Genomic DNA, 20,063 nt, shown 5'->3' with positions numbered 1-20,063 from the left:
TTAGAAAAGGAGAATCAGCCCATGCTTCATTCTATTATTTTGCCGATTGCAATCGGCTTTACTTTGTTCTTAAGCGGCATGAAGCTGATGGAGCTGGCGCTGCATCGCCTTGCCGGAACGCAATTGAATCGTATTTTGCAGCGTTTTACCGCTACGCCCATTCACGGACTGGCGGCTGGCGCCATCTCTACTGCTTTTCTTCAAAGCAGCACAGCCGTAACCGTCATCTCTATAGGTCTCGTCAATGCCGGACTGCTCACCTTTCCGCGAACGCTCGGCATCATTCTTGGCACCAACATCGGCACCTGCCTGACGACGGAGCTGCTCGGACTTAGCCTTGAGCGTCTCACAATGCCGCTGCTCATCCTCTCCGTCTCCGCGTGGCTGCTGACCGCACTGCTCGGCGAGCTGCAGCTTATCCCCGCCTTGCGGACTGGCGGCTGGCTAAACACGCTTCGTTCCGCTTCCGTTGCCACACTCGGCTTTGGCATATTGCTCGCCGGCATGGCGATGATGCAAAGCGTTGGCCCAGACATTCAGCAAAGCGCCCTATTTGACTGGTTTATGAGCAAAACGGCGGACAGCCTCTGGTGGGGGCTGGCCGCCGGCGCGGTGCTAACTGCAGCTGTGCATAGCAGCACGGCTGTCATAGCCATTATTATGGGTTTTGCGGCAATCGGAGCGATGCCGCTAGAGGTCGGCATCGCCGTTGTGCTGGGCGCAAATATCGGCACCTGCGTCACTGCGCTGCTCGCCTCTATTGGCGGATCGCGCGCGGGTCAATTCGTTGCGCTCGCCCATGTAACGCTGAATGTCGGCGGCGCGCTGCTCTTTATGCCGTTTATCGGCTTGCTCGCTGGACTGTCAGCTTGGCTGACGGCAGCTCCAGCGGCGCAAATTGCCCATGCGCAAACGCTGTTTAATATTTTCAGCTCGCTGCTTGCCCTTCCGCTCTGCTATTTGCCAGCGCTGCGACGGATGTCCCGCCAAGATTAAACTTCCAACGCTGCACCATAAAACTATGTAAATGGTATGCCCAGCAGCTCTAATGCACCGGAGACGATCCGATTATTGTTGTCATAGCCAGATTGTTTCTGGCGTCTCCATGCATCAAGCGGCTCGAACCAATCCACTCCGCGAATTTCTTCTACTTGAGCTTGCAAATCGCCGCCGATGGCTTCAACCAGGTAATAGTGAACCTCTTTATCGACCGTACCATAGGTATCATGCTGGTACTGATATTTAATTTGGTCAATAGGTGCTATGATATTGCCCTGAAGCCCCGTTTCCTCAGCAATTTCCCGCAATGCGGTCTGCTCAACGGTTTCGCCTGCCTCCATCTTGCCTTTGGGAAGCGATACTTTGCCATAACGATCCTGAATAAGCTGAATTTGCAGCTTGCCTTCCTCCGTGCGGCGGTAGACGACGCCTCCTGCTGATATTTCCTTCACACCTGTTTCCCCCTTGCCTGATTGACATCATATCGCAATAGCGAAAATTTCGGCCGCTTCCTCCTAGCGAAGCCAGCGGCCGAAATTCAAGCCTAATGTATGGCCTTTTGTTATGCTCTCAGTGCTTCCGCTTTTGTATGAACGGCAGCTTGCTGATCTTGCTCATTATCCAGCTCCAGCACGAAGCTGTGAGTTTCGGAGCCGCGAAGCGCATGCGCTTCGCCTTCCAGCACTCGCACAAGCTGGCCTCGGCATTCATTGACGCCCGCTTCCGTAACCTTAACGCGGCACAGCTTGCCGATTAAGTCCTCGGAGCCGTTGAATACCACTTGAATGTAGTTGTCGGAATAGCCCATAACGAGTCCCGTTCCTGGAGCTCCCTTGTAGTCGCGCTCTGGAATAATATCAAGCACAGCGCCTACATACTTCTCTGCATAGGCAAGCTGCATACGCTCGGACAAGTCGATCAGCTTATGAACGCGTTCGTTCTTAAGTTCTTCATCCACTTGATCCTCCATGCGCGCTGCCGGTGTACCCGTCCGTTTGGAGTAAGGGAACACGTGCATTTCCGAGAAGCCCAGCTCCTCCATAAAGCGGAAGCCTTCCTCGAACATTTCGTCCGTTTCGCCAGGGAAACCAACGATGACGTCCGTTGTAATAGCTACGCCTGGCATAACCTCGCGGATACGCTTGATTTTCGCCGCGAATTCCTCGGTCGTATATTTGCGGCGCATCCGCTTCAGCACGGAGTTTTCGCCGGCCTGCAGCGGAATATGGAGATGGCGGCACATTTTCGTGGACCGATTCAGCACATCAATCATCGCCTCATCGATCTGGCTTGCTTCGATCGAGCTGATGCGGATACGCTCGAGCCCTTCGATATGATCCAGATCCCACAGCAGGTCGCTCAGACGGTAGTTATCCAAATCGTCGCCATAGCCGCCTGTGTGAATGCCCGTAAGCACAATTTCCTTATAGCCTGCCGTAACCAGCTGCTTCGCCTGCTCAACAACGCTATGCGCCTCCCGGCTGCGGGACAGCCCGCGCGACCATGGGATGATGCAGAAGGTGCAGAAGTTGTTGCAGCCCTCCTGAATTTTCAGAAACGCCCGCGTACGCTCGGCAAAATCCGGCACATCCAGCTCCTCAAACTCACGCGTCTTCATAATGTTGCGAACAGCGTTGACCGGCTGACGGTCTGCATGAATTTGATCGACAAATGTCATAATTTTCTCACGGTCCTGCGTACCGATAACGAGATCGACGCCAGGAATCGCCATAATTTCGGCCGGGGACGTCTGTGCGTAGCAGCCGGTTACCGCTATAACGGCATCCGGATTGCGGCGCACCGCACGGCGAATGATTTGGCGGCTCTTCTTGTCGCCTGTATTGGTCACCGTACAGGTGTTGATTAAATAAACATCAGCGGTCGCTTCAAAATCGACCTGCTCGTAGCCTTCATTTTTGAATAGTTGCCATATTGCTTCCGTGTCGTAAAAATTCACTTTGCAGCCTAATGTATAAAATGCAACCGATGGCATGTTGTTATACTCCTCCCATTTCTCCGGCTTCATACAGCAAGCATGTCAATCCGACGATACCTGCGGTTTCCGTCCGCAATATCCTTTTGCCGAGGCCGACAATGATGGCTCCTGCTGCTTCTGCCTCATCTGCTTCACGCTCTGTAAAGCCGCCCTCCGGCCCTACCATTAGCAATACGCTCGGAGCGGAAGTATCGCTGCCTCTGTTAGAGCTCCAGCTATTCAGCGCCTGTCTAATACCCACACCTTCCGCTGCATCGCCTTCGCGTTCGTAACAAAACAAAACGAAATCATAGGAAGCGATCGACTTGACCAGCTCGCGCCAGCTCCGCACCGGCTCTACAGCCGGAACGCGGCAGCGATGCGACTGCTCCGCCGCTTCCTTGGCGATTTTGCCCCAACGCTCTAGGCGCTTCGCTTCCTTCTTACCGTCATATTGCACGATCATGCGCTCCGACTGGAACGGGACAAACGAATAAGCGCCAATTTCGGTGCCCTTCTGGATGACCAGCTCCATCTTGTCGCCTTTCGGCAAGGCTTGGGCAATCGTAACCGACCAACTCGGCTCGCTATTTTGGGGAAGCTCTTCTGCAATAGCCGCGACAACCTCGGTGGACGCTGCTTCCCGCACAGAAGCAAGCACCACCCGCTGCTCGCCGTCGCTTGCGATAAACGTATCGCCCGCCTTCATCCGCATGACGCGAACAGCGTGAAATGCATCCTCGCCAAGCAAGCGGACTTCATTATTTTCAAACTGCTCTTTCGCTATAAAATACCGCTGCATATCGTCTACATAACCATCCTTCATAATAGCATGTTTTCATGTCGAAAATCCATGACCAAACCGTGCCACACTAGGTGAAACGGCCGCCCTCCGTCCACTGGCGGCAAAGCTGCTGTTTCCCGTAAAAATATAGAGAAAGGATGAAAAACCATATCCTTTCCTATATTTAAATAAACAGCCCGCCGAGCAAGCCCATAAAATAAGCTGCCAATTCCTGCGAATAATTCAGAATCGGACTAATGGTCACAGCGCGAAGCGGTGGAATGAACAATAGCAGCAGAAAAATAATAATGCCCCATTGCATGTTCTGCTCCATTTTATAGCCAACTTTAAGCGGTACGAGATTTTGAATGATCCGGTAGCCGTCAAGTGGCGGCAATGGAATCAAATTAAAAATAAACAGCAAAAAGTTAAGCGAAATGAAATACGAGAAAAACACTTGCAAAGCATCCTGTACGCCAATGGAGCCCATATGGTACAGCCCCGTCTTGATGCTGAGATAATAAAGAATAATGCCAAGCAGTCCGAGCACAAAGTTGCTAAGCGGACCTGCCGCCGTCACAATCACGCCCATTAATCGCGGATGCTTAAAACGATTTTGGTTTACCGGTACAGGCTTGGCCCAGCCGAAGCCGGCAAGCAAAATCAAAATCATGCCAAGCACATCCAAATGGACGCGCGGATTCAATGTTACCCTGCCTGCATCATAGGCCGTATTGTCACCGAACTTGTACGCCGTGTAAGCATGCGCAAACTCGTGAACGGTGAAAGCAATAATAAGCACAAGCACAGCAAAAGGCAATTCAGCGGTCGGATAAGCAAACCAACCTTCCATACTCATTGTGCTACCTGCGGCTTGCGTGCTACGAATACAACCCAGTCTTCATTGCGGCGTGTTTCTTCCACGATAAAGCCCGCTTTCACTAGCCCCTGCTCCACAAGCTCTTCCTTGTTTTTATAAATACCGGAGGAAATATACAGCCCGCCCGGCTTCAAGGCTTGATACACCTCATCAATAAACAGCAAAATAATTTCTGCTAAAATATTCGCAACGACCAGATCGACTGGCACCGATACCGTCGTGGATTCATTAGAGCCGACAGATCCGCGTGCCCCTTTGCCTCCTAATACGCCAAGCAGATCGCTGAGCTTAACTTCGACTTGCTGCTCCAGCCCATTCAGGCGCACATTTTCCGTCGCGCTCGTTACAGCAATTGGATCGAGATCAAGAGCAAGCACACGGCTTGCGCCCAGCCTGCAAGCTCCAATCGCCAAAATGCCCGAGCCTGTACCAACGTCGATGATTTCCTCGCCGCCTTTAATGACGGATTCCAGCGTCTGCAGGCAGAGGGAAGTTGTCGGATGTGTGCCTGTCCCAAAAGCCATGCCCGGGTCAAGCTCAATAATTTTCTCATTCGGCGCAGCTTCGTATTCTTCCCACGTCGGTTTGATCGTGAGTGTATCCGATACTTTAAGCGGCTTGAAATATTGCTTCCATGCCGTCGCCCAATCCTCTTCGTCTACCATTTGCGAAGTAATTTCATAATCGCCTGGATCAATGCCAAATTCGCGCAGCTGTTCAATCGGTGCTACCAGCTCTGCTTTCAAAGCGGCGATATCTGTTCCTTCCGAAAAATACCCCTTTATAACGGCTTGTCCTTCCGGAATATCATTCAGCGGCGTTTCATACCACTGGCCGAGGGACGTGTCCCGTTGTTTGTTCAGCGTGCCGGATTCTTCAATGGAAACCCCGTCCGCATCCCGTTCATGCAAAAAGTTAGAAATCATCTCAATCGCTTGCTCTGTCGTCGAGATTGTAAGTTCATGCCATTTCATTTGCTTCTACGCCTCCAGTGTGAAAAACTAACATCTATTGTACACCAATCCGCATTGATGCACAAAATATGTATTTGAAAATGTGATAATCCTGCTATTTTACAGCCTTTCCAGCCGTTAAATCATCTTTTGCGCATAGCAAAAAGAGAAGGCAGGCCCCTTGCTCCTGCCCTCTCCGCTTGCGAACGCCAGCACCGGCTCAACTTTGCCCGGTTACATCAATTGCTCCATACTTCCGCCCGCATCCTCAATCAGACGCAGTGCCCTGTCTTTGACATGCTCTTCAAGCGTCGCGGTAAGTGCCGTACTGTCTGCTTGTCCATCAACCCGAAGCGCCTGCAGCTTGCGCAGCGCTCCCTGTGCCGCCTCAGAATGTTCAAATACAGCGCGTATGTGTTGATCAGCCATAATGGGCCCAGCCTCCTTCTTCGTATAGTTGGGTGGTATTCAACCGCCCCGCTTCCTACTTCGATAGAATGGAAAGCCGGCGCCATTATTATTCGTTTTTTCGCATGCTTTCAGAAAAAAAGACGATCCGCGCTTATTCGCCGCGGAACGCCTTTTTCATCCGTTCAAAAATCGATTCGTGATTTTCTGCTGTTTCTGTCGGAACGGAGCCTGAAACGCCGCCAAACTGGCGAAGCAGCTCTTTCTGTTCATCCGTCAGCTTCTGTGGGGTAATGACTGTCACTTTAACATGCTGGTCGCCCTGCCCATATCCGCGCAGCTTAGGAACACCTTTGCCTTTCAGGCGGAAGTATGTGCCCGTCTGAGTGCCGGCTGGAATTTTCAGCTTGATTTTCTCCGTCAGCGTCGGGATTTCGATTTCATCACCGAGTGCCGCCTGTACGAAGGACAGAGGAACCTCGCAATAAATATCGTCGTTTTCACGCTCAAAAAACTCATGCGCTCTTACGCGAATAACGATGTACAAATCGCCCGCAGGACCGCCGCGTTGGCCAGCTTCACCTTCGCCAGACAAACGGATTTGCGCGCCTTCATCAACGCCAGCCGGGATTTTCACTGTAATTTTACGCTGTTTTTTCACTTTGCCTGCGCCATGGCAAGTTCCGCATTTTTCTTTGATTACGCGGCCCGTTCCGCTACAGTTGGAGCATGCACGGCGGTTGACCATACGGCCGAATGGCGTATTTTGCACAACCTCCTGCTGCCCAGTACCGCTACATACGGAGCAAGTGTCTGGCTTCGTTCCCGGCTTAGCACCAGAACCGCTGCAAGTATCACAGTTTTCCGTACGAGGAATCGTAATCTCCGTTTCCTTGCCGAATACCGCTTCCTTGAAATCAATCGTCATTGTATATTGCAAATCGCTGCCACGCTGTGGCGCATTCGGATCACGCCGGCCGCCGCCGCCACCGAAGAACATATCGAAAATATCGCCGAAGCCGCCGCCGTCGAAACCGCCTGCTCCACCGCCCATGCCTTGATTCGGGTCAACATGACCATATCGGTCATAGGTAGAGCGTTTGCCATCGTCACTCAGTACGTCGTAAGCTTCCTTGACTTCCTTAAACTGCGTCTCGGCATCAGCTGCCTTGTTGACGTCCGGATGATACTTTCGCGCGAGCTGACGGTACGATTTCTTAATGTCATCCGCTGAAGCGTCCTTGCCTACACCCAGAATTTCATAATAATCTCTTTTTGACAAACGGTATCACCTCCGCCCATAAATGTGTCGGATAAGCTGGACGAAAGAAAGTGGTATGTGCGCCGTGGTCGCCACTGCGAGAAAGACTGGACTTCCGGCCGCTGTTGCTTTCTTATTTCTTAATTCTTTTCCTCGTTGAGGATGAAATAAGAAAACAAAGGCGGACGTTAAGCTTATGCTTACGAAGCAGCTTTTCTACGAAAAGCTGCAACTCCTCCGTTGCCAATCTTTCTCTCCGTTACTCCCATGCTTCATATATTTCCTTCGTTCAACTTATCCTTTTAAAAAAAGTATAGCTTCGTAACAACTTCTCGTCGAAGCTTTTTTATATACTTCAATCATGGAACAAGGTCAAAGACAGGGGAAGCCCTGTCTTTGACCTCTTCCGCGATACAAGCTTAGTTTTTGTCGTCAACTACTTCGTAGTCAGCGTCAACCACATTGTCTTTGCCTTTTGCTTCCGGCTGTTCGCCTTCTGCGCCTGGCTGCCCAGCCGCTTGCTCATACAGCTTCACGGATAGCTGCTGTACAATTTCAGTCAGCTCATCAGAAGCTGCTTTAATTTCCTCCAGGTTGTCGGTTGCAAGCGAAGCAGTTACTTTTTCTTTCGCTACGTTTGCTTTTTCGATTTCTTCTGGAGCTACTTTGTCGCCAAGATCTTTAATCGTTTTGTCTACCGAGTATACGAGTTGGTCAGCGTTGTTTTTCGCTTCTACCAGTTCACGGCGTTTGCGGTCTTCTTCCGCATTCAGCTCGGCATCCTTCATCATTTGTTCAATTTCCGCATCGCTTAGGCCGCTGGAAGAAGTGATTGTGATTTTTTGGCTTTTGCCTGTGCCTTTATCCAGTGCTGATACGTTAACGATACCGTTCGCATCGATGTCAAAAGTAACTTCGATTTGCGGTACGCCGCGCGGTGCAAGAGGAATATCGCTGAGGGTGAAGCGGCCCAGCGTTTTGTTGCCCGCTGCCATTTCGCGCTCGCCTTGCAGAACGTGAATTTCAACGCCAGGCTGATTGTCAGCATACGTCGAATACACTTGCGATTTGCTTGTTGGAATCGTTGTGTTGCGGTCGATCATCTTCGTGAAGACGCCGCCTGCTGTTTCGATACCAAGGGAAAGCGGAGTAACGTCAAGCAATACAACGTCTTTAACGTCGCCAGTCAGTACGCCTGCTTGAACAGCCGCGCCCAATGCAACAACCTCATCCGGGTTAACGCCTTTGTGCGGATCTTTGCCGATCAGTTTTTTAACCGCTTCTTGAACGGCAGGGATACGTGTCGAACCGCCTACAAGAACGACTTTGTCGATTTGGTTTGCGGACAGGCCGGAATCGCTCAGCGCTTGACGAGTTGGTTTCAGCGTGCGCTCTACGAGGTCAGCTGCCAGCTCTTCAAATTTTGCACGAGTCAGGTTCGTTTCCATATGCTGAGGAACGCCATCTACCATTGTAATAAACGGCAGCGAAATCGTTGTCGACATAACGCCGGAAAGTTCTTTTTTCGCTTTTTCAGCAGCATCTTTCAGACGTTGTACTGCCGCTTTATCTTTGGAAAGGTCTGCGCCTTGCTCTTTTTTGAATTCAGCTACGAGGTGATCGATAATGACTTGGTCAAAATCGTCGCCGCCCAGCTTGTTGTCGCCGCTTGTTGCTTTAACTTCGAAGAAGCCATCGCCAAGCTCAAGGATCGATACGTCAAATGTACCGCCGCCAAGGTCATAAACGAGGATCGTTTGATCTTCTGTTTTCTCAAGGCCGTAAGCAAGAGCTGCTGCTGTCGGCTCGTTGACGATACGAAGAACTTCCAAGCCTGCGATTTTGCCGGCATCTTTCGTTGCTTGACGCTGGCTGTCGTTGAAGTAAGCAGGAACCGTAATAACGGCTTGCGTTACAGTTTGACCTAAGTAAGCTTCTGCATCAGACTTCAGCTTTTGCAAAATGATTGCGGAAATTTCTTGTGGCGAATAATCTTTGCCATCAATGCTTTCCTTATGGTTTGTACCAATATGGCGCTTGATCGAAATAATGGTGCGGTCTGGATTAGTGATGGCTTGGCGCTTCGCGCTTTCGCCGACGATACGCTCGCCGTCTTTTTTGAAACCAACGACCGAAGGGGTTGTACGGCTGCCTTCAGGGTTAGGAATAACGACAGCTTCGCCGCCCTCCATTACTGCAACGCAAGAGTTTGTTGTACCAAGGTCGATACCGATTACTTTACTCATCGTGAATTTCCTCCTTATAATGGTTCTTTATTCTATACATTCTATTTTCAAAAGAAATATCGGTTAGCCGCTCACTTTAACCATTGCCGGACGGAGAACCTTCTCCTTCAGCATGTAGCCTTTTTGAACTTCCTCCACAATAATTCCTTCTTCATATTCATCAGATTCCACCGTCATAATCGCCTGATGGAAGTCAGGGTTAAAAGCTTCTCCAACGACATTCATCGCCGTGAGACCTTCCTGTTCCAGCGTTTGCGTCAATTGGCGGAAAATCATGTCCACGCCTTTCGCAAGCGCCTCTACGTCACCATTAACGGAAGCAGCAGCTGTAGCCCGATCGAAGTTGTCGACAACCGGCAGCAGCTCAGTAACGAGCTTCATCGACGCATAACGCGCCAGCTCTTCTCTTTCCTTAGTGGAACGACGACGGAAATTGTCAAAGTCCGCTTGTGTGCGAAGATAGCGCTGCTGGCTCTCTTCGAGCTGCTTCTCAAGCTCTGCATAACGCGCATCAACCACTTCAGCTTCATTTTGCCCAGCTTCAGCCGTTTCTTGCGATTCGACAGTCTCGTCTGCCACTAGCTCCTCAACCACATCATTTTGTTGCTCTTTACTCACCCTATTCACCTCCTTCAAATGCCGCTTGGCATGGCTTCATCATTTATACCAGCGGGCCAAAAAAGCAGCCATATCTTTGGAAATCAAATCAACCAAACTCATTACTTTGCCATATTCCATCCGCGTGGGACCGAGAATTCCGATCGTGCCGAGCGGCTGCCCGTCAACCGAATAAGAAGCGGTAATCAAGCTGCAGCTGGCAATCGCCAGATTATCATTTTCCGTCCCAATGCGCACTTGTATGCCTGAAGGCAAGGAGGAAAACATTTTCATCACGGCTGGCGTCTCTTCCAGCAAATCCAAAATCGTTTTTACCTTGTCAACATCTTTGAATTCCGGCTGCGTCAGCATGTTCGTCGTTCCACTCAGAAACAGGCGATGATCATTATCAGGCTGCAGCGCCTGATCCAGTACGCTCAGCACTTCCTCGCAATGATCGACGTAACGCTCAAGCTCCTGACCAACCTCCAGATAAAGCTTTGATTTCAAGCGGACTAACGGAATGCCGACAAGCTTCGTATTCAAAATATGGACGACCTTCTCCAGCTCCTCCATCTTCACCTCAGACGGCAGCGTAATGGTGCGATTCTCGACGCGCCCCGTATTGGTAACAATGATGGCAACCGCAGAACGTTCATCCAGCGGCACAAGGCTGAAATGCTTCAGCGATGTATTAAACAGCTCCGGGCCCAGCAAAATCGACGTGTAGTTCGTCAGGCTGGACAATATCGATGCTGCATGCTGAATAACCTGCTCCATCTGGCTCATCTGCTCGGTGAAAAAAGAACGAACCTTCGTCATATCCGCATCGTTCAACTCTTCCATCCTCATCAGATGATCGACGTAATAGCGATAGCCTTTAGTAGAAGGAATCCGGCCTGCCGACGTATGCGGCTGCTCCAGAAATCCAAGCTCCTCCAAATCCGCCATTTCATTACGAATGGTAGCTGGGCTGAAGCCAACATCGCCGCGCTTAGAAATACTGCGTGAACCGACCGGCTCAGCCGAGCGGATATAATCATCTACGATAGCTGTTAAAATCATTCGCTGCCTATCCGTCAACATGCGCATTCCCTCCAAGTCATCGGCTCTGTCATTAGCACTCGTCTTGATTGAGTGCTAATCGTTAATACAAAAATACCAAACCCGCTTGAGCATTGTCAAGTGAGTTTGGCATTTTTAGTTAGCCTATTTTAAAATATAAGCATTTATAAGTTTCACCCTTATACTCCGGCTTATATTTCTAGGGCAAAGCTCTTCGCACGTCCCAGAAGGACGACGAAGTCGTTTTTGCTTGAAATATAAGCATTTATAAGTTTTGCACTTATAAATGGGCTTATATTTTTCGGACTGAAACGCGCCGCGCCGCCAAAGGACGGCGACAGCCGTTTCACCTTGAGAAGATTCACTATAATGGCCTGCGGAGGCTCGGAAAAACCTCTACTCCAGCACTTTCAGCACGGCGATTTCATCGCAAGCATTCTGCTTCGGACAGTTGACGCAGTCGGTCCATACCTTTTCCGGAAAAATTTCTTTATCCACGACCGTAAACCCATTCCGCAGAAAAAAAGCAACCTCATACGTCAGCGCCATGACCTTAGTAATGCCCTGTTCCCTCGCCGCAGCAAGCAAGCCATCAACGAGCTTGCTGCCTATGCCCAGGCCCTTGTAGCCATCCGACATGCCAAGTGACCGGATCTCTATCAAATTATCGCCCAGCTTCGTCAGAGAGCCGCAGCCGACAACCTGGTCGCCTACTTCCGCTACTATAAAAGAATTTATCGAATACTCAAGCATATACCGGGTACGGGGCAGCATGATCCCTTTCTCTGCATAGCCTTGAATTAAATCAAACAATACGTCAACATCATCTTTGGTTGCTTTTCTGCACACTGCCTGCAAGCTGTCCATTAGTTTCATGCTGCTCCCCCCATCCGGTGCTTGTTTCATCACCATATTCATATCATTGAATAAATATACAACATCACGCATGTTTTCTCAATAGGCAATTTCAAAAACTCTTAATATAAATTTTCATACCTGCCCAGCTCTAGCTAAACTTCCAAACCAATAAACGAACCAAACACTTCGTTGCCAAGCAAAACGCCTTTATCGGTCAGCCGATAGCCTCCGCCGCGCTCATCCTCCAGACGCTCCATCAAGCCGTCATTCAAATGCTTTTCAATAATCGGGCCAAAATAGCTTTCGAGCATCTTGCCATCAAATTGGCGGGTAAAATCAGCAGTACGAATGCCATCCAACAGACGCAGCCCGACCATCATAAAGTCCTCCATCGCCTCAAGCTCGGAAATCGTCTCCGTATCAAGCCGCGGCAGGCGGGCAAGCGTCGCGTCAATATAAGGCTGTACCCCCTTGATATTAACATGGCGCTCGCGATTTGCGTACCCATGAGCACCGGCTCCGAGTCCATAATAAGGCTCATTGCGCCAGTACGTTGAATTATGCTTGCTCTCATAGCCCGGGCGGGCAAAATTGCTTATCTCATAATGCTGGTAGCCGCCAGCCTTAAGCTGCTCAATCAGCAGCAAATACATATTTAAATCTTCATCCTCTGTCGGCAAAGGAAGTTCATTGCGCTCATACAGCTTGTGGAACAACGTATTCTCCTCCACTTTAAGGCTGTACAGCGAGTAATGCGGCAGCTCCAGCGCAAGCGCCTTCTGCACGCTGTCAGCCAGCAGTTCAACCGTCTGTCCAGGCAGGCCAAACATCAGGTCGATCGACAAATTCGTAAAGCCTGCTGCTCTTGCATTGTCCAAGCTGCGATATACGTCCTCGACATTGTGAATACGTCCAATCCGCTCCAGCAGCGTGTTATTAAACGATTGCACGCCAAAGCTGATCCGGTTCACCCCACCGGCATACATCGCCGCCAGCTTGTCAGCATCCGTCGTGCCTGGATTGGCTTCCATAGAAAACTCGACATCTGGTGAAAGTGGAAAATGCTTGCGGACGGCAGCGAGAAAACGCTCCATCTGCGGCGGTGTAAGCACCGTCGGCGTACCTCCGCCTACGAATACCGTATCGATTTGCTCAGGCGGCAGCACGCTGATCGTACGCTCCATTTCGCGCTCCAGCGCATCCAAATAATCGTCTACAGGCTGGCCTTTCAGCACATAGGACGTAAAATCGCAGTAATGGCACTTATTCGTACAAAAAGGGATATGAATATACAGCGCTCGCGGCGCATGATGAATCGTCATGCTGTACACCTGCTTTCCTGTGGCAAGCTCTCTTCAAGTGCCATTCCGTCATAGGGCGGACGACTTCTTGCCTCTCTCATGATAAAAAGGAGAGCCCCCGGCTCTCCTTCTCCCTCTAGCTTTCGTCGATCTTGAGCACAGCCATGAACGCTTCCTGCGGCACCTCAACGCTGCCGACCTGCTTCATGCGCTTCTTGCCCTCTTTTTGTTTCTCAAGCAGCTTGCGCTTCCGGCTAATGTCGCCTCCGTAACATTTGGCAAGTACGTTTTTACGCATCGCCTTAACGGTTTCACGGGCAATAACCTTGGTACCCAGCGAGGCCTGAATTGGAACCTCAAACATTTGACGAGGGATAAGCTCCTTCATCTTCTGGCAAATAATCCGGCCGCGGAAAAACGCTCTATCGCGGTGAACGATGACAGACAAGGCATCGACCTGCTCGCCATTCAGCATAATATCCATCTTCACAAGGTTGGACTTGCGGTAGCCGGACACTTCATAGTCGAACGAAGCATAACCCTTCGTGCTTGATTTCAACTGGTCGAAGAAATCATATACTATTTCCGAAAGCGGAATTTCATACGTAATGGTGACGCGGTTCGTATCCAAATATTCCATGTTAACGAACTCGCCGCGCTTGTTCTGGCACAGCTCCATAATCGCGCCAACATAATCATTCGGTACGATAATGCCAGCTTTGACATAAGGCTCCTCGATAAAATCAAGCTTGCCCTGCTCTGGCAGGTTGGACGGATTGTCGATGCTCATGACCGTTCCATCTGTCAGCGTTACTTGGTAAATAACGCTTGGCGCTGTCGTAATAAGCGGAATATTGAACTCGCGTTCAATACGCTCCTGAATAATCTCCATGTGCAGGAGGCCCAAGAAGCCGCAGCGGAAGCCAAAGCCTAGCGCTGTCGACGTTTCCGGCTCGTAGCGCAGCGAAGCATCATTAAGCTCCAGCTTCTCTAGCGCTTCGCGCAAATCATTGTAATCCTGTGTTTCAATCGGATATAATCCGCAAAAAACCATTGGATTGATCCGGCGGTAGCCCGGAAGTGCTTCCGGTGCCGGACGCTTCGCTTCTGTTACGGTATCGCCGACACGCGTGTCTTTTACATTTTTGATACCAGCAACGACGAAGCCTACATCACCGACTGCCAGCTCGTCCACAATGCCCATACGCGGCATGAACGCGCCAACCTCAATAACCTCAAACTCAGCGCCAGTCGCCATAAAACGGATTTTCTTGCCCGCCTTGATGCTGCCGTCAATAACCCGGACGTAAACGATAACGCCTTTGTACGCATCATAGTGAGAGTCGAAAATCAGCGCCTTAAGCGGCTGATCAGGATCACCTGTAGGAGCTGGAACCTTGGCAACGACCTGCTCCAAAATCTCCTTAATGCCAATGCCTGCCTTCGCCGACGCATGAACCGCCTCGCTCGCATCCAGCCCAATAACATCTTCAATTTCCTGCTTGACGCGATCTGGCTCTGCGCTTGGCAAATCGATTTTATTGATGACCGGAAGAATTTCGAGGTTGTTGTCGAGCGCCAAATAAACATTCGCAAGCGTCTGCGCCTCAATCCCTTGCGCGGCGTCTACAACGAGCAGCGCGCCTTCGCAAGCAGCAAGGCTGCGGGAAACTTCATATGTAAAATCGACGTGTCCAGGCGTATCAATCAGATTGAGCAAATATTCCACACCGTCATCCGCCTTATAGGTCAGACGAACAGCCTGCAGCTTAATTGTAATGCCGCGCTCCCGCTCCAAATCCATTTGGTCCAGCACCTGAGCTTGCATTTCTCGCGAAGAAAGCGCTCCTGTGTATTCCAAAATGCGATCCGCAAGCGTAGACTTCCCGTGGTCAATATGCGCGATAATCGAGAAGTTTCTAATTTTCTTTTGTCGGTCACGTACGTCAGCCATGCCTAACCCCCACACCATCCATTATTGCTAATCATTCTTTCCATTATATCAGCAATGGAGAGCGCCAGCAATGCGGTTGCCGAAATTCCGAAAGCGCGCCTTCGTTAATTCGTCACCTTTTCAAACAAATCCACAATAAACTCCATGCTTCCGGTCGAAAAAGATTGCAGCAAGCCCGCTGTGCCATCAGCCAGCTTATTGACCGAAGGCTCTTGATTTTCATAAGGCATGCCCGGCAGCCTGTCGCCATACAGCGCGTTTTGCTCTGCGAGCTTCCGCACCTCGGCCAGCTCCTTCTCAAGCTCGGATATTTTGCGCGAAGCGGCATCCGACATGCCGGCGATCGACTGCGTTTCTGGCACAATGGTTCCGCTGCCGCCTTCTTCTGCGCCTTGCCTAATGATCGCATCTACCGGAATGACAGAGGAAGCCCCCGTCTCCTCAATCGGCCCATAAATCCGTTCAATGCCTGAGGAGGACATTTCAATGCCATACAATATAACAAAAACGAGCACCCCGCCAATGATCGCCCATTTAAACGCATCACGCCGCTTTCTCATCCTGCACCCCGTCCTTTCCGCTCTCGATTCGCTATTCAGCTTTGTGGAGCTGTAACCTTCTCATCCTGCCAGTAAATATCCGCAATCACTTTAGCCAGCACATCCGCGGTGCGATACGACTCTACCAGCGTATTGTCTACACCGCCAACTTCGATCAGCACGCTGTCTGCGGCGAGCGATTGATTGTATTCCCCGTTGCCTGTGGCGGCTGTTTTGCCCCATATTCCTCTTGAAATGCCGGGATACTGCTTCTCCAGCGCTTCATGAATTTTAGTTGCAAACGCTTCGTTTTCCTTCCAGTTCGGATTTTTATGGCCGATGATAAAATAAACCTGCGCGTAGCTTTTGCCCTTAATCTCGGTCGTCGTATATTTGCGCTTCTGCGAATCGCGATGCAGATCGAATAAAAACTTTAAATCTTTGCTGCTTGCCAGCGCCTCTTTAACCGTCTTCATGGAATATTTATAGGACAGCTCCCATTTGTAATTTTTCATGGCGGTCGGATAATCGGTTTCTGAATGCATGGCGCCAACCCCGCGCTGCTCCAGCTGCTCCGCAAGCCGCTTGCCGACAAGCGTAATATTCGTTGTGCTGGAATTCGGGTCCTTGGCGCCATCCTTCAATTCTGGAAACCACGATTCCCGATTATGAGAATGATAGATGAATGCGACCTTGGCTTCTCCAGTTGATGGCTTCGTATTGCCGCTGCCGCTTTGCCCCGGCTTCTCCCCAGAGTCTACCGTGCTTGGCGGAAGCGATGGCTGCGGCTCTACAGTCGGCTGTTCGCCTGCTGCCCCTTCTTCGGTATGCGAAGCAATCGGCTCATTATCCTCAGGCCCGACCGCGGTATCTGTTCCGCTGCCTTTGCGAATGAGAAAGGAATCTCCGGCACTCATGCCGGGAATGCCCGCTGCAAGCAGGCTTTTCGGCTGTGTAGGATTAATGTCCGTCATCAGTCTGACTAGAAACGCGCTCACCTGCGGCACAGACAGCTCGTCCGCCTGATTGCTGCCCTCAAAGGCTGGCAGCTCCATTTCCAGCATATCCCCGAACAAACCGCTCGATACAGCCGCTGCAAAACCTTTCATCGAAGACACCGGCGCAGCCGACGCTTGGCGATGGGCAACTGCCGCAATGCCTATAATGACGAAAAAAATCATTGAACATAAAGAAAGAACAGCGAATGTTCTTCCTGTGACCAGCAATTGCCGAATTTTCCGGCTTCCATACGCCAAATCGAGCAGCATGATTTTACGTTTCATCGTTTCGCTTACCTCCCGGTTCTGTGCTAGAGCTGTCCTGCTGCTATTAATCTATGAACAAGCAGGCGTTAGTAGAACCGACCGCACCCTCATTTTTAATATAATGGGCTGCTAGATTTAGAGGGAGGGACATGATTTATAGAAAGTCTAAGTCTATGAAGGAGCTGCACAAGCGTAAACGGCTGTCGCCGTCCTCTGGCAGCAAAGCTACGGTTTCGAGGATAAAGATAAGCCGATTAGAAGGAGCCAAGCTGATATTTGTTTATGTTATAAAAAACCGCCATATAATGCCTTCTGTGTTGAAAGGCATCGTATGGCGGCTTGCTGTTAATGGGTATAGGCGGCTACATTATCAGTATCAACCGCATCATGCAGCGAAGCATTGAGCCCGCTTGCAATAATATTGGCGATGTCCTCGATGAATTGGTCAATCTCCTTTGGCGTAACGAGCAAATCATGGCCGAGCGGGTGAAGCACCTCTTTGACAAGCTGCAGCCGCTCTTGTTCCTCCAACTGGTTCATAATGCCAAACACCTGATTGCTATCTCCCTTGTTCGTTTCAATGTGCTGGCGCATCAGCTCCAGCGTATTATTTACAATTGTGGATGCGTACACGACGGTCGGGACTCCAATAGCAATGACTGGGATTCCCAAAATTTCCTTCGTCAGCCCTTTGCGCTTATTGCCGATGCCAGAGCCGGGATGAATGCCGGTATCGGCAATTTGAATCGTCGTATTCACCCGTTCTACCGCTTTGGAAGCAAGAGCATCGATGGCGATAATGACATCGGGCTTCGTCCGCTCGGCAATGCCTTGAATAATGTCGCTGGACTCAATCCCAGTAATGCCTAGCACGCCAGGGGCAATAGCGCTGACCGCGCGATAGCCAGGGGCAACCTGATCCGGCATCAGCTCAAAAAAATGGCGGGTCACCATTACGTTCTCTACAACTATCGGCCCCAGCGCATCCGGTGTTACATTCCAGTTGCCAAGCCCGACAATGAGTACACGTGCCGTCTTGCCAACACCGATGCGTTCAAGAAAGGTCTCAAAATGCTTGGCGAACATCGTCGCCACCCGGTTCTGAAGCTCCGTATCTTGCGTACGCAGTCCCGGAACCTCCAGCGTGACGTAATGGCCCTGCATTTTGCCAATCGCCGCAGCTCCTTGCTCCGTTTGGACATGAAGGCTTGTAATGACGATGCCATCCTCGTCTTGACGCTCGGAGTGGATGCCTGGAATGACGCCGCCCGACTGCTCGGCCATTTCTTTTGCTTCCAGCGCCAAATCTGTTCGAACGTTGTAAGCTTGCAAATCAAGTTGTCCCACCGCATAACCTTCTTCCTTGAAAAAATAAATGCTTTCTGCCATTAGTGTTCGCAAGCATTTGGTTTTCATGCGTGCTATTGCTTTTTGGGTATACGCGTGATAATATATTTTAAGTTGTGTTATCCAGAATTATAGCGTATGCTAAAGATTGCCTGTGCATATTTCGTAGGAGGTGAAACTCGATGCCAAACATTAAATCCGCAATTAAACGCGTCAAAACGAGCGAAAAACGCCGCGCTTTGAACGCTTCCCAAAAATCCGCGCTTCGTACGGCTGTTAAATCTGCTGACCAAGCAATCGCCGGCACTGATGTAGCTGTTGCTAAAACAGCTCTAATCGCTGCGACGAAAAAATTGGACAAGGCGGTTACTAAAGGCCTGATTCATAAAAATGCGGCTGCCCGCAAAAAATCTCGTCTTGCTAAAAAGCTTAACGCTCTTTCGGCGCAAGCTTAAACCGTCCTTGAACATACAAAGAAGCTGTCTTCCGGTTATCCGGTCGACAGCTTTTTTGTGTGCATATGATGTGGCGGATGGCCTTTACGCCATCCGCTTCGGGGCACCAAGCGATAATAAATAAAGCTCAAGGCCAAAGTTTTTATCCATTTGCCCTGTCTTCATCTTGTAATCAAGATCAGCAATAGAGGACAGCAGCGCCCCTAGCCGCGACGTTGAAAACTTTCGGCACTTCTCCGCAGCCAGCTTAACCGCATAAGGATGGAGCCCAAGCTGCCCAGCCATTTGCTGGGGCGAATACCGATGCTGCTCCAGCTCCTTAATTTGCAGCATAATACGCAGCTGCCGTGCAATCAATGCCGCGATTTTTATCGGCTCCTCACGCCTGATGAGCAATTGTCGGTACAAGCGAAGCGACCTGTCCACCTGCAATTCCGCAATCGCATCAACCAATGCGAATACATCCTCTTCCACAGTCGACTCCGTGAGCAGCTCCACTTCCTTGCGTCCAATCTGACCGCCAACACCGGCGTGCAGACAGAGCTTGTCCACTTCCAGTGCCAGCTGCTGCATATGAGCTCCGACCCGTGACAGAAGCAGCTCAGCCGCCTCCGTATCCAGTGTGCGTTTCTGTTCCGCAGCTCGGCGGATCGCCCAGCCCTTCAATTCGGATGCATCCAGCTCTTGAAAAGCAATGAGCGCATTGCGATCCTTCAGCTGCTTAACGAGCTTGCGCCGTTCATCCAGCTTCTCCGCATTTATCAGAAATAAAATGACCGTTGTTTCAGAAGGATTTTCTATATATTGCTGCAAGCGGTCGGTGCGATGGTCCAGCTTGCCTCCTTCTTTTCCGCCAGCTGCAAAGACGACGGCGTCTCTGACGATGACCAGCTTGCGCTCAACAAAGAAGGGCAGCGTCTCCGCTTCAAGCACAGCCTCATCCAGCACACTTTCCGCTGTATCGAATTTGACGATGCCCAGTTCACGCTCGTCAGCAGTAAACATCGCGTCCGCAAGCATATCGGCAAACTGCTGAATCCGGTAACGGTCCTTGCCAAATACGACGTACACAGGGCGAAATCGCTTGCCCTTGATTTCCTTCAAAGCTTCTTTCCCATCCAAAGGCTATTCCTCCCTACCTTCTCCTGTGAACGGCAACAAAGGGATGAGCCCGTT

19 protein-coding genes are annotated in these 20,063 nt (G+C 50.6%); 2 read left to right on the top strand and 17 right to left on the bottom strand.

The window, feature by feature from the left end; genetic code table 11:
• Positions 1–21: 21 nt before the first annotated feature.
• The gene (locus BBD42_RS20705; protein ID WP_099519700.1) at positions 22–996 is read left to right on the top strand and encodes a Na/Pi cotransporter family protein; all 975 of its coding nucleotides are present in this window, start codon (positions 22–24) and stop codon (positions 994–996) included.
• A 23-nt stretch (positions 997–1,019) separates the two neighbouring features.
• On the opposite strand, the gene BBD42_RS20700 is transcribed toward BBD42_RS20705, so the two are convergent.
• From BBD42_RS20700 to gpr, 16 genes are all read right to left on the bottom strand, one after another.
• Positions 1,020–1,451: an NUDIX hydrolase gene (locus BBD42_RS20700; protein WP_056029360.1), complete on the bottom strand. Its 432-nt coding sequence runs from the start codon at positions 1,449–1,451 to the stop codon at positions 1,020–1,022.
• A gap of 110 nt (positions 1,452–1,561) precedes the next feature.
• Positions 1,562–2,992: a tRNA (N(6)-L-threonylcarbamoyladenosine(37)-C(2))-methylthiotransferase MtaB gene (gene mtaB, locus BBD42_RS20695; protein ID WP_237163172.1), complete on the bottom strand. Its 1,431-nt coding sequence runs from the start codon at positions 2,990–2,992 to the stop codon at positions 1,562–1,564.
• 4 nt (positions 2,993–2,996) lie between these two features.
• Positions 2,997–3,776 (bottom strand): RsmE family RNA methyltransferase, encoded by a 780-nt coding sequence (locus BBD42_RS20690; RefSeq protein WP_099521720.1) that lies wholly within the window; start codon positions 3,774–3,776, stop codon positions 2,997–2,999.
• 166 nt (positions 3,777–3,942) lie between these two features.
• Positions 3,943–4,617: a site-2 protease family protein gene (locus tag BBD42_RS20685; RefSeq protein ID WP_348272572.1), complete on the bottom strand. Its 675-nt coding sequence runs from the start codon at positions 4,615–4,617 to the stop codon at positions 3,943–3,945.
• Entirely contained in the window at positions 4,614–5,612 is a 999-nt protein-coding gene (gene prmA, locus BBD42_RS20680; RefSeq protein ID WP_099519698.1) for a 50S ribosomal protein L11 methyltransferase, read from the bottom strand. Before prmA ends, BBD42_RS20685 begins: the two co-directional genes overlap by 4 nt.
• A 213-nt stretch (positions 5,613–5,825) precedes the next feature.
• Positions 5,826–6,020, bottom strand: coding sequence for a hypothetical protein (locus BBD42_RS20675; protein WP_099519697.1), 195 nt, complete (start codon positions 6,018–6,020; stop codon positions 5,826–5,828).
• Positions 6,021–6,153: 133 nt separating this feature from the next.
• Positions 6,154–7,281, bottom strand: a complete 1,128-nt coding sequence (gene dnaJ / locus BBD42_RS20670; protein WP_099519696.1) for a molecular chaperone DnaJ — start codon at positions 7,279–7,281, stop codon at positions 6,154–6,156.
• A gap of 398 nt (positions 7,282–7,679) precedes the next feature.
• On the bottom strand, positions 7,680–9,506 hold the full coding sequence (dnaK, locus tag BBD42_RS20665; RefSeq protein WP_099519695.1) for a molecular chaperone DnaK: 1,827 nt from the start codon (positions 9,504–9,506) through the stop codon (positions 7,680–7,682).
• Between the two features lie 63 nt (positions 9,507–9,569).
• A complete protein-coding gene (gene grpE, locus BBD42_RS20660) occupies positions 9,570–10,142 on the bottom strand; it encodes a nucleotide exchange factor GrpE (protein ID WP_099519694.1) in 573 nt (190 codons plus the stop codon).
• Positions 10,143–10,163: 21 nt separating this feature from the next.
• Complete coding sequence (gene hrcA, locus BBD42_RS20655) at positions 10,164–11,189, bottom strand: heat-inducible transcriptional repressor HrcA (protein ID WP_099519693.1); 1,026 nt, start codon at positions 11,187–11,189, stop codon at positions 10,164–10,166.
• A 375-nt stretch (positions 11,190–11,564) separates the two neighbouring features.
• Positions 11,565–12,044 carry an N-acetyltransferase gene (locus BBD42_RS20650; protein ID WP_099521719.1) on the bottom strand — a complete coding sequence of 160 codons (480 nt, stop codon included), beginning with the start codon at positions 12,042–12,044 and terminating at the stop codon, positions 11,565–11,567.
• A 134-nt stretch (positions 12,045–12,178) separates the two neighbouring features.
• Complete coding sequence (gene hemW / locus BBD42_RS20645; RefSeq protein ID WP_099519692.1) at positions 12,179–13,348, bottom strand: radical SAM family heme chaperone HemW; 1,170 nt, start codon at positions 13,346–13,348, stop codon at positions 12,179–12,181.
• Between the two features lie 115 nt (positions 13,349–13,463).
• Positions 13,464–15,281, bottom strand: a complete 1,818-nt coding sequence (gene lepA, locus BBD42_RS20640) for a translation elongation factor 4 (protein WP_046229936.1) — start codon at positions 15,279–15,281, stop codon at positions 13,464–13,466.
• Between the two features lie 104 nt (positions 15,282–15,385).
• Positions 15,386–15,841: a hypothetical protein gene (locus BBD42_RS20635; protein ID WP_099519691.1), complete on the bottom strand. Its 456-nt coding sequence runs from the start codon at positions 15,839–15,841 to the stop codon at positions 15,386–15,388.
• A gap of 35 nt (positions 15,842–15,876) precedes the next feature.
• Complete coding sequence (gene spoIIP, locus BBD42_RS20630) at positions 15,877–17,103, bottom strand: stage II sporulation protein P (protein ID WP_099519690.1); 1,227 nt, start codon at positions 17,101–17,103, stop codon at positions 15,877–15,879.
• Between the two features lie 327 nt (positions 17,104–17,430).
• The gene (gene gpr, locus BBD42_RS20625; protein WP_099521718.1) at positions 17,431–18,474 is read right to left on the bottom strand and encodes a GPR endopeptidase; all 1,044 of its coding nucleotides are present in this window, start codon (positions 18,472–18,474) and stop codon (positions 17,431–17,433) included.
• Positions 18,475–18,614: 140 nt separating this feature from the next.
• Between gpr and rpsT the strand changes: the two genes are divergently transcribed.
• Positions 18,615–18,887 carry a 30S ribosomal protein S20 gene (gene rpsT / locus BBD42_RS20620; protein WP_056029395.1) on the top strand — a complete coding sequence of 91 codons (273 nt, stop codon included), beginning with the start codon at positions 18,615–18,617 and terminating at the stop codon, positions 18,885–18,887.
• Between the two features lie 84 nt (positions 18,888–18,971).
• Here rpsT and holA read toward each other — a convergent pair whose 3' ends face one another.
• Complete coding sequence (gene holA / locus BBD42_RS20615) at positions 18,972–20,009, bottom strand: DNA polymerase III subunit delta (RefSeq protein ID WP_099519689.1); 1,038 nt, start codon at positions 20,007–20,009, stop codon at positions 18,972–18,974.
• Positions 20,010–20,063 lie beyond the last annotated feature (54 nt).

This window comes from Paenibacillus sp. BIHB 4019, from assembly GCF_002741035.1.
Classification (GTDB): Bacteria; Bacillota; Bacilli; order Paenibacillales; family Paenibacillaceae; genus Pristimantibacillus.
The sequence above is the reverse complement of the archived record's forward strand: the minus strand, read 5'-3'. Positions and strand labels throughout refer to the sequence as shown.